The organism is Psychrobacter sp. DM4 (genome assembly GCF_051307035.1).
In the GTDB taxonomy this organism is placed as follows: Bacteria; Pseudomonadota; Gammaproteobacteria; order Pseudomonadales; family Moraxellaceae; genus Psychrobacter.
This window is the reverse complement of sequence record NZ_CP195536.1, coordinates 393911-405017: the sequence shown is the minus strand read 5'-3', so window position 1 is coordinate 405017 and position 11107 is coordinate 393911. Positions and strand designations below refer to the sequence as shown.

The window sequence follows — 11107 nt, the reverse complement described above, 5'->3', positions numbered from 1 at the left end:
AAATCTTTGCGCCGCGTCATGATAAAATCAGAGATAACTTTTATATACGATACCCCTTATGACCTCACTTATTTTATTTAACAAGCCCTACGGCGTACAAAGCCAGTTCAGTAATGACGACAATAATAAATTTGCATCGCTTGCAGAGTTTTTTGATGACAAATCCTTGCGCGTTGCAGGACGCTTGGATGCTACTAGCGAAGGACTGCTGTTATTGACCGCTGATGGCAAACTCAACAAAACCATCACTCATCCGCCAAAAGCCAATAACGGGCGCAAACAAGGCAAGACATATTTGGTGCAGGTAGAAGGTATCCCTACTCTTCAGCAATTAAAACAATTGAGTCATGGCGTCATGCTAAAAGACGGTAAAACTTTACCTGCTCAGGTTCAGCTAGCGAGCACAGAGGATCTACCTATAACTCTATGGCCACGCAATCCGCCTATTCGCGAGCGCAAAAACATCCCTGACTCATGGCTAATACTAACTATCTTTGAGGGTAAAAACCGTCAAGTGCGGCGTATGACCGCGCATGTGGGCCTGCCTTGCTTGCGCCTAATTCGCTGGTCGGTTGCTGGATTTGAGCTTGGAGATTTGGCAGTTGGAGAGTTTGTTCAGGTTTCTCTCGATGGTGAGCAACGCCAACGGTTAGGAATTTAAGGCTTTGTAGACAAAAAAATGCCTACATTTTTAACTTAGTGACTCGAAAGGGTAAGGTTTGTCTGCTACTATTCTAAGGGTTATTTATAAGTCTGTTATTACTTACCGTCTACCTGCCTTTGACAAGGACTCGTCATGATCAATGCTCGTCTTTTTATGCCCCTCTTTGCCAGTGTACTGATGACTTTCATGTTGAGTGCTTGCCAACCTGCGCCGCAAGATACAAGTATTGCAGTGCCAGAGGAGACAATGACTGGTGACAACGATGACAGTTTAGTAGTTGACCTGCCGTCTGATGCCAGTAGCACTAAGATGACAGAGGACATGAGCGCGCATAGTGAGCACGGTATGGTAGATGACACGGTAGTATCAAATGAAGTCAGAATGAGCGCTAGGTATCAAGACTATGCGAAATCCATGACGGCTATGCATGATGAGATGATGATCGGTATGGGTTACAACGATCCTGACACCGCCTTTGCAAAGGGTATGCTCGGTCATCATCGCGGCGCGATCGATATGGCTACCATTGAGCTGAAGTATGGTAGCGACCCTTATATGCGTAAGCTGGCACAAGAAGTCATCGAGGTGCAGCAAGGTGAGGTTGATATTTTAAGAAAATGGCTCGCCAGCCATCCTGATATTCCTGAGCCAGAACTGGTCACTAGCGCTATGCAACGCGCTTACAAGAGTAGTGCAAAGAGTATGCATAATGATATGTCAGCTGGTATCGCAGATCCAGTAGCCGATATGGCCTTTGCCCGCGCTATGCTCGCCCACCATATCGGCGCAGTAAAGATGGCAAGAACACAGCTAAAATACGGCGAGGAGGAAGAGATGCGTTTGCTGGCTAGAAATATCATTAGCGCTCAGCAAGTGGAGGTTGAGCTGATGCAAGATTGGATAGAGACACAAAAAAAAGTTGAAGACCCTGACAAAAATATTGAATCTACTGAAGAACTTACTAACGAGTCTATGACCTAAACAGTAGAGTATACTTAAAGCCATAAAAACCCCATATTGGTAACATTCAATACGGGGTTTATTTTTCTCAATAAAAAGATACTTCGGTAAAGCTTTACTCTACTTGTTCATTACTTCTAACCATTCCTGCCATGCAGGTTGTTCATCTGGTTTAGATGGCTTGTGACCTTTGGTTAACGCCTCTGTACTCGAGATCTGTAAATGTACTTTATGAGGGAACACGCTTTGCTCGCTCATATCATTCTCACTTTGAGCTACATTAGGTAATACAGTGATACGCCTGAGCTCGTCACGGCGAAACAGATGACAGTCAACCTTATGCTGAGCATTCTTGACTGTAGCTAGCTGTTTACTATCCGCTTTAATATCCTCAATAGCGATAATCACATCATGTGCGGATATCCCAGCAATGGCCGCACGGCTACCACGCTGCACGCGATTAACTTTTAGACCTGCTGGCGTGTCCGTGCAGCGCATACCCCAAGGCACTTGCTTGTCCGCAGTGTCTTTACTGTCAGGGTTTATGCTAATACCGTGCACTGCGAGCAGCTCATCCAGCGGTAGCTCATCGACACCATCGATGTATCGTTGCTCGAATATCTGCCACTCTACTACTGGCATGAACTGACTAATAACGCGGCTCATATCGGCACTAGTGATACCAATTCTTTGTTTATCAGACATTTTTGCCTGCTCGTAAAAGGCTTTGATCACATCGAACAAGCGATAACGACCATCGCTTTGCTTGAGTAAAGTCAAATCCAAACACAAGGCTACCAGCGCGCCTTTATTGTAATAGCTAATGCCCGCGTTGCCCGTATTCTCATCGCTACGATAAAGCTTAATCCACGCATCATAACTTGACTCAGCCACGCTTTGATTAGCCCGGCCATAGGTTTGATAATAGCGATTAATTTGCTCGGCTAATAGTTTGAGGTAGCTGGCTCTATCAATAACGCCTGATGCTTGTAGCATAAAATCATCGACATAAGAGGTAAAGCCCTCAAATACCCAAAGCAGCGGTGTAAAAGCCTCATGACGCAAGTCAACATCGAACATAACATCAGGCTGCACCGTCTTGACCCACCAGGCATGAAAATACTCATGACTACACAATCCCAAAAACCGTTGATAGTCCGCACTAGGTAACGTCAACTCATCATCGTTTGGCAAATCACGACGCGGCGTAATGAGACTGGTCGAACTGATGTGTTCAAGACCACCGTAATCCTGACCGCTAGCGTAAGTCATAAAGGTGTAAGCGCTAAAGGGCGCATCCCCCAACCAGTTCACATAGCTCTGACAAATTTGAGTGAGATCCTGCTGAAGTCGACCCAAGTTTGCACTGTGTCTGCCTGATAAGTAAAACTGATGGGCCAGAGCCTCATGATTCTGGTCTTGAATTATAAAATCAAACTTGTCCTGTTCAGCAATCTCAAAAGGATAATCTATCAAGTGATGGTAGCTATCCGCTTGTAACCCATAAACATGGCTAGTACCTAGCAAGTCGGTATTCAGCGAATCGCCAGCAGACTGACTACTACTTACTAGTAAGGTGGCGTCAAGCCCGCAAGCAATAACTACTTTATCCGATTGCTTATCTGCCAAAAATGCTTCGGGTACCACTAAGCTTACTTGTATTGCTGATGTCTCCTGCCCTTCAATCGCTAGTGCTAACGAGGTAAAATTACCATATAGACGTTGATTGTCGACGTAAGCAGTCCGCACCGATAGATCGTAGCAGTACACCTCATAGTGGACGCTCACAGTTTGGGTAGCCCTTACTTTAAGCAGCTGCCAAGTATGTTTGTCTGTCTTTTTTGCGCGAATAAGGCTAGAGGTTTCGCCGTCTTGACTATCTATTACCTGATAATGAACGGCGGTAATATGGCGAGCAAATTCACGAATCAAATAACTACCCGGAATCCAAGCCGGCATCCACAAGCTTGGCGCATCGCTATCGCTCTCAAAGGTCAAGCTCACATCTACGAGGTGCTCATGAAAGCGGACAAAGTCAAATTTGTAGTGCACAGGAAAGGTTTGAAGAGTCGTCATAGTCTGTTCTTATTACAAAGGATACCTTTATGGTAAAAGTCATTGTACAAAAACGCAACTGGCAAAAAGTATAGGTTGTGGTCCGATACTGTTAAATCGTCAACTATAAATCTGCTTGAAACTATAGATTTACTCGATTGAGTACCTTTTTTATTATTTCACCTTGAAAGTTATTATAACCATCTCAATTAAAGACTCTAACTGCTACAGTTGCCCTAATAAACTGAGGTAATGAACTGATAGTTTAGCTCTACATTTGGCTGATTGGCTTTTATAGGTTCATTACTACTATATTTAATTTGTGTTAAAGACGAGGATAATTTATGACGACTATTACAAAAGATACTGCCGTAAAATTTAACTACACGCTAAAAGATGACGAAGGCAACGTTTTAGACCAGTCTCAAGACGGTCAGCCACTAGCTTATTTGCATGGTCATCAAAACATCATTCCAGGCCTAGAGAAACAACTAGAAGGCAAATCTGCTGGCGAAAAAGTAAACGCTGTCGTAGAGCCTGCTGATGGCTATGGCGAATATCAAGACCAAGCGGTACAAAAAGTGCCTCGTGACAATTTTCAAGGCGTTGAAGATATTCAACCAGGCATGCAGTTCCAATCACAAGCAGGCGAGCAAGTTATGCTCGTAACTGTCACTGATGTGACTGATGAAGAAGTCACTGTTGATGCAAACCATCCTTTGGCAGGTAAGCGTTTGACCTTTGACGTTGAGATTCAAGAAGTACGCGCAGCAACTGAAGATGAGCTAAGCCATGGCCATGTCCACGGTGCTGGTGGCGTTGAGCATTGATCCTTGCGTTACAATAGATCCATGCAAACAGTAAGCTAATTTAGCACTATAAGTAATACAAAGAAGCCAGTCGCTCAAATAAGCGACTGGCTTCTTTGTGTACGAACACAAATAAATTCAATACTAGTAAGAAAATATGAACAGCAGAAGATTTTGTAACAAAACCAGCTCACCAAACGTAACAAAACCGTATAACGACTAGCGTTACACGGTTTTTATTACTAACCATCCTTGTTGACACTACAGATAACCTAATCCCGAGGTTATCTGTAGTTATCGGGCATCTAGCCCTGCCATCCCTAACCAGCAAACCATCCCTGATACAATCTTTGAATACCAATCCCTAGTATTACTTAATTGTGCTGTAGGACTATAATCGCAGAACTGCCCATGGATAGTAAGACGCTAAAGACTCATTGCATGTAAGTATATGCTTACATGCCTCTTTTTTCGGCGGATAGTTTTTCACTAGGACTACTAAGCATTTGCGGCTCTGCGCTCAACAATAGATAAGCGGCTTCGTTAATGTAAGCTTCGCTTTCTGGTAGCTCTGGACGTACGTCTGCCTTCATTTGACTGCGCTCTTCAAACTTGGCATCCATAGCCGCTTGATAAACGTTCCAGTTGGCATAAGGTTTTTCACCAGTTGCTATCAGACGCTTATTCTCAGCCTCCAATGAGCGCTTCTCTATTAATTGCATCTTAGCGCGGCGCTTATTGATATCGATCTCGATAGGTTTTTTCTCATCCTCCATATTACGGATATCATTGAGCGTCGATAGATAAACAAACTGCGGATTTTGCTCTTGACGAATCTTTGACTGCTGATTGAGCGTGGCAAGCGTATTAGAGGTAAACTTACCCTCAGGCTTGTATGCCGCTGTCTTTATGGTATCCCAAGGTAGCGCTTTTTTCTGAGCGCGCTCGCCAAAGGTTGCATCATCATAGATATCGACTAAATCTACATCTGGTACTACGCCTTTGTTTTGTGTACTACCTCCCGTAATACGATAGAACTTACGCTGGGTAAGGGTCGCTGATCCTAGTGCTATATTGTCCAGCTGAATCTGTGCAGAGCCTTTGCCCGTTGTGGTGCTACCGACCACCAAGCCGCGACCATAGTCTTGAATGGCAGCTGCAAATATCTCACTGGCTGAAGCTGAAGCTAAGTTAGTAATAACAGCCATTTTGCCATTATAGAGCTGCTCGCCGCCGTCGTCATCACGGTACACCTGAATGTTGCCACGATTATCACGAATTTGTACTAGAGGGCCACCTTTAATGAACAATCCAAGCATTTTGGCTACTTCATCCAATGAGCCTCCTGGATTGTTGCGTAGATCTACCACGAGGCCATCGATATTTTCTTCGTTTAGCTCTTTTAGCGCACGCTCGGTATCTATGCTGACGCTGCGATAATCTTCACCATTACGGCGCGCGCGATAGTTCAAATAAAAGCTTGGAATCTCAAGCACACCAATACGTTTTAGGGATTGGTCAGTGGGTGATTTGACTTCTACCACGCGCTGACGCACGCCTGATTCTTCTTGTTGAATAATATCGCGCACTACTGTAACGGTACGCGCGCTAGCATCTGGCGTGTTCGGTTGACGCAGCTTAAGGGTCACCGAAGTGCCGCGTTTGCCGCGGATAAGACCCACGACTTCTCGCGTCGACCAGCCGACCACATCCGTCATCGTTTTGCCGTCTTTTGCGATGCCGACGATAAGATCATTCGGTTTTATTTGGCCTGTTTTTTCCGCAGGACCACCATCAACTAAAGTGACAATTCGAGTATAGTCTGGGTTTTTGCGATCAGGACGGATGGAGACGCCGATACCCTCTAGTTGCAAGCTTGACTGAATCTGTAACTCGGTCGCTTGTATCGGTGCATAATAGTTACTGTGCGGGTCATAGGTCAGCATAGCCGTATTAAGGACAGTCTCCATCACCTCATCGTTTTTGAGACGGCCGAACTGTCCTTGCTGACGCGTCAAGCGGTTGAGTAGTATCTCATTGGGCGTACGCTGATCGTCACGCACCAGATCTTGTCCACGAGTGATATCAGGATTATCTAAGAATACCTTTTCCTTGGCTTTTTCGTCCTCTTGACCCAAAGTGATACTTAACAGTTGAAACTTTAACTGGCGCGTCCAATAATCACGCTGCTCTTTTTTGGTCTTAAAATGACCCAGCTTTTCTCGATCCAGTACAATTGTCTCATCACCTGTTAATTTGATATCACTTTTGAGCATTTTGGTAGCCATCTCAAAGTACTCATCTGAGCGCTTGCGGTAGCGCTCAAAGACATCGACGCCTGCTGACAAATCACCACGCTTAAGACGATCACCAAAATCGTCAGCGTATTTTTTGGTGAACTCATCAACATCAGACTGCAAAAACAGAGTATGGTTCGGATCTAAACTGTCAATGTACATGGCGAGTATTTCACTACCCATCCCGGCATCAAGGGGCTGATTTAGATAGTGACTGCGGTCAAGCAAAGCGGCAACTTGACGTGTTGTAATCTTTTGTTCAGGTGTTGGCTCAAACCCGTCAGTCTCAGTATTAGCGACTGCGGTGCCGTAGCTTTGAGTTAGAATAATACCTGCAATACCTACTGAGGCTGCACTGAGTAACCACTGTGCGGGTTGTTTTTTCATTTTTTCTACCTAGTTATTTTAAATTGAATATCATGCTCTAAAGAAAATAGTCTTTTTTATTCTAATGCTGGCAACTGTGACTCATAGTATGAATGACTACAGTGCTAACTTTACAATGATAGCGATTAACAGAGTGCGGTTAAGAGTACAGCTATATTTTACGTATGACTCTAAGATGTGATGTCAGTTCGCTTGCAACTTTGACAATTTATCTATTATCAGCTGGTAGTCCAAGGCTTATCTTAAACGGTATAAAGGTGACAACTTAAAGCAAAAACCTTAACAAAAATAGCATCTAATACGGACACTGTATAGCCAAAATACAATAAATACTAGCATGCACTATACTTGCTGACTGTCTCAAACTGTATAAATAATCTTACACCTCATCTCATCTGTTACCTTTTCCTAATCTTTAAACGCCAAGCATTTACGCTTCACGTTTGATAGGTTAATAAGTTACTATCCGTCTATATAATGACTGACATAATAGACAGATGACAAACGCAAAATCCGATAATATAAGAGCGCTTAATACTTAGCGCTAATGATTGAGATTAGCACTAATAAATAATACAAAAGAAACCCAAAAAGGATGCTGCCATGTACGGCGTACTAATGATAGATATAGACAATACCGCATTGACCGCAGAAGACGTCAGCTTAATCAAGCAAGCTCAGGTTGGCGGTATTATACTGTTTGCGCGCAACGTCATTGATGCACCTCAAGTGCGAGCTTTGTGTGATGACATTCGCTACCATAACGCTGATATTTTGATCGGTGTGGATCAAGAAGGCGGACGCGTGGCACGATTACGTGAGGGCTTTACCCCACTGCCGGCTATGGGCAAACTAGGTGATTTGTTCGATAAAGATCCGACTTCGGCGCTAAGCTGTGCTTATGACTGCGGCTACCTGATGGCAGCAGAGGTACTAGCGGTAGGTATCGATCTGAGTTTTGCGCCTGTACTCGATAGAGGCGGTATCAGTCAAGTTATCGGTGATCGTAGCTTTCATCAAGAGCCGCAAGCGATCATCGCCTTGTCAACACAGTTCATGCGCGGGATGAAAGACGCTGGTATGGCTACCACGGGCAAACATTTCCCAGGTCATGGCGCCATTGCCCCTGACTCACATGTTGTACAAGCTGTTGATACGCGCAGCTTAGATGAAATTATGGCAAGTGATATGCAACCCTTTACTCAGACACTACCTTGGCTAGATGCGGTCATGCCCGCTCACGTTATATTCTCTCAAGTGGACGACAAGCCTGCAGGATTTTCAAAAATTTGGTTAAAAGATATTTTGCGCGGTCAGCTCAAGTATGACGGTGTGATATTCTCTGATGATTTGTCAATGGCGGGGGCTAATTCTGTTGGCGATGTCAGCACTCGCGTCAAATCAGCGATAAAAGCGGGCTGTGATGTCGCCTTGGTCTGTAACGATAGGATAGCCGCCCACGATGCTGCAAAGACTGCACAAGAGCTGCCTTATCCCAATCAAAGTCGTATCAAAACTATGCGCGGACAAATTCCAGTATGGCAAGAGGATCTGGAGTCTACTTGTAGACAATTTGAGCACTGGCATCAAGCCAAACAAAACGTCATACGAACTTTTTTCGATTCAAAAACTAACTTAGCCAATAACAGCTACTTTAAGCCCAGTGAAAGTCTGAATGATTCAATAGATCCGACCAATTATAAATAATTTAGACATAAAAAAACTGCATCCTTGAAAGATGCAGTTTTGGTAAAAATTATTAGTTATATAGTATTAACTATCTAATTCTATAGATTAGTTAGTTGGGTCCACTACTGTGCCTTGAGTTGGATCATCACCATCTGGTAGCAAATCATCATTATTGCTATCGAGAGGGTTTAAATCTGGGTCTGGCATCGTTCCATCCAAAGGATTCAAATCTGGATCTGACATATTATTATCAGGCGTTATATTGGTACCCATATCACCACCGTCACCAGCAGTAATAGCAATACCATTACCATCTACCATACTACTATCGTACAAAGTAAACTCAATACGACGGTTACGGAAACGACCTTGTTCAGTCGCATTAGTAGCAATTGGATCTGTTTCACCCATACCTTTAGTGGTCAATTTACTAGCATCAACACCCTGCGATACTAAATAGTCTCTCACTGAATCAGCACGCTCTTGTGATAATTCCATATTATATGCATTCGAAGCTTGTGCATCCGTATGACCAATAATGACCAGTTCCATATTAGGCACTTCTGTAATAATTTTGGCAGCACGATCTAAGAAAGGCTTGTTAGCATCTGGAATAAAGGCATCATCGAGAGTGAAGTTGATGACTTGTAGGCTCAATGCGCGAGCGACATCACGTGGATCTGGGTTTTCACCAATGTTATTTAAGGCAGTATCAGCAGCAACTAGACTGTTATCGATCTCACCTTGAATATCAAGCGGCCCTTCTGCTGATACCATAAATCCTGGAGCAGCAGCTTGAATGTCAGCAACTAGCTGCTCAAGTCCAGCAGCATCTGGTGAATTAACCAGAATACGATCACCTTTAATGATCATAGTAGCGTTTGGAGAGCTTTGAAAAATAGGTAAAATAGCGGCTAGGACAGCACTCGCTGGCATGTCGGCTGCGAAGCTATCATCGACATCGGCACGGCACTTATCCGATTCTCCACCGAAAGTAGTTGATAATGCATTCATAAGGGTCGTTTGTAATGCCTCATCACCAACATTCATACGGCAAGCAAACAAAGTATTTCCTTCGCCAGTAGCAAGCGCTAATGAAGCAGGTTCAATGGCAGAGGCAACCATAGTCTGCTCATCTTCCACAACTTCTTCAGCGACTACAGGCGTGGCAACAGGTGTTGGATCATCTTGGCAACCTCTTAGGAGTGCCCAAGCAAGTGCACCTAAAATAATTAAACCAATAATAGGTAACAGCGCTTTCATAAAGCTACCGTCTTTCTCCTCTTCACGTACTAGCGGCGCTGTGCTTGTCGTATCCGAGATACGGTGACCTACAACAGGAGCTGCAGCTAGCATGCCCGCAGGAATAACCGCACTCGCCCATGCTGGAATATGTTGCTGATAGCTGGATAAATTATCATTCAAAAACTGTGGCACTGGCGTCGTACCTGCCAAGCTCTTTATTTCATGGTAAGCAAGTGGTGCTGCCATAGCAATCAACCCACGAGAAGCTGTGGCATCGACGTTGTGTGCGCCTGCAAGCTCACGTGATATGCGATCACGATGTGCGCCATCTGTCCATACTCGATCATAAAAGCCTTGATCATCACGGGCGATGTTTTCGTTAGAGAAACGTCCATAAGTCTCATTGTCAGCTAAACGCGCTGCGAATATCGCGTAGAACTGCTCAAGCAAACTCTTTTTAGCTGGGCTATGGTCATCGCCTAATACAGCTGGGCTGACCGTTCGTGTCAAATGACTGATAATATCCATATCTCATATCCTCTAATAATTAATGTTTATATAATGGTTTTTAGAATCGCAAACATTTAAAAGTTGCACCAAAACTTGTACTCTTACGAACCGCCACTTGGGAAGTTAGCAGGTGTATCTTGTCGTACGTGTCAAATAGCTTTACTACGTGTAATAAGTAAATAGACGACAAATGGAGTAAAAAAACAAGATTTTACGTTTAATTCTTCATAATTGTCGTCGTCATTTTGTATTACTTATTGATTTACTTCACTATTGTCTTAGTATAATCATTAACCCGTCACTCACAACTAATGTGATGTTGTACAAATGCTACTTTAGGTAATATTAAAGATGTTACACGTAACTAAGAATAACTAAATGTAATATCTGTTAACATATTAACATTACGTTTATCATAAAGACGTCTGAGCTTGATAGGTGTCTTCTCTTACAAAAGTGCGCTCTATTAGTCTCAGTTGCTGTACTTATCT

7 protein-coding genes are annotated in these 11107 nt (G+C 43.7%); 4 read left to right on the top strand and 3 right to left on the bottom strand.

The features are described from left to right. Positions 1-58: 58 nt before the first annotated feature. Both ACR64G_RS01800 and copM read left to right on the top strand, forming a co-directional pair. Positions 59-661: a pseudouridine synthase gene (locus ACR64G_RS01800; RefSeq protein WP_435979855.1), complete on the top strand. Its 603-nt coding sequence runs from the start codon at positions 59-61 to the stop codon at positions 659-661. Between the two features lie 135 nt (positions 662-796). Further along, positions 797-1645 carry a CopM family metallochaperone gene (copM, locus tag ACR64G_RS01795; protein ID WP_435979854.1) on the top strand — a complete coding sequence of 283 codons (849 nt, stop codon included), beginning with the start codon at positions 797-799 and terminating at the stop codon, positions 1643-1645. A gap of 99 nt (positions 1646-1744) precedes the next feature. Here copM and ACR64G_RS01790 read toward each other — a convergent pair whose 3' ends face one another. Then, positions 1745-3700: a M61 family metallopeptidase gene (locus ACR64G_RS01790; RefSeq protein WP_435979853.1), complete on the bottom strand. Its 1956-nt coding sequence runs from the start codon at positions 3698-3700 to the stop codon at positions 1745-1747. Between the two features lie 323 nt (positions 3701-4023). Here ACR64G_RS01790 and ACR64G_RS01785 point away from each other — a divergent pair, with 323 nt between their 5' ends. After that, entirely contained in the window at positions 4024-4509 is a 486-nt protein-coding gene (locus tag ACR64G_RS01785; protein WP_435979852.1) for an FKBP-type peptidyl-prolyl cis-trans isomerase, read from the top strand. Between the two features lie 434 nt (positions 4510-4943). Here the strand turns inward: ACR64G_RS01785 and ACR64G_RS01780 are convergent, their stop codons facing one another. Further along, entirely contained in the window at positions 4944-7172 is a 2229-nt protein-coding gene (locus tag ACR64G_RS01780) for a carboxy terminal-processing peptidase (protein WP_435979851.1), read from the bottom strand. Between the two features lie 603 nt (positions 7173-7775). Here ACR64G_RS01780 and nagZ point away from each other — a divergent pair. Next, positions 7776-8879 carry a beta-N-acetylhexosaminidase gene (gene nagZ / locus ACR64G_RS01775; protein WP_435979850.1) on the top strand — a complete coding sequence of 368 codons (1104 nt, stop codon included), beginning with the start codon at positions 7776-7778 and terminating at the stop codon, positions 8877-8879. An 87-nt stretch (positions 8880-8966) separates the two neighbouring features. Here nagZ and ACR64G_RS01770 read toward each other — a convergent pair whose 3' ends face one another. Continuing rightward, positions 8967-10634 (bottom strand): OmpA family protein, encoded by a 1668-nt coding sequence (locus ACR64G_RS01770; RefSeq protein WP_435979849.1) that lies wholly within the window; start codon positions 10632-10634, stop codon positions 8967-8969. Positions 10635-11107: the final 473 nt, after the last annotated feature.

Coding starts and splice junctions, on each gene's coding strand:
- ACR64G_RS01800 (WP_435979855.1), top strand. CDS start 59: ATGACCTCACTTATTTTATTTAACAAGCCCTACGGCGTACAAAGCCAG.
- nagZ (WP_435979850.1), top strand. CDS start 7,776: ATGTACGGCGTACTAATGATAGATATAGACAATACCGCATTGACCGCA.
- copM (WP_435979854.1), top strand. CDS start 797: ATGATCAATGCTCGTCTTTTTATGCCCCTCTTTGCCAGTGTACTGATG.
- ACR64G_RS01770 (WP_435979849.1), bottom strand. CDS start 10,634: ATGGATATTATCAGTCATTTGACACGAACGGTCAGCCCAGCTGTATTA.
- ACR64G_RS01790 (WP_435979853.1), bottom strand. CDS start 3,700: ATGACGACTCTTCAAACCTTTCCTGTGCACTACAAATTTGACTTTGTC.
- ACR64G_RS01780 (WP_435979851.1), bottom strand. CDS start 7,172: ATGAAAAAACAACCCGCACAGTGGTTACTCAGTGCAGCCTCAGTAGGT.
- ACR64G_RS01785 (WP_435979852.1), top strand. CDS start 4,024: ATGACGACTATTACAAAAGATACTGCCGTAAAATTTAACTACACGCTA.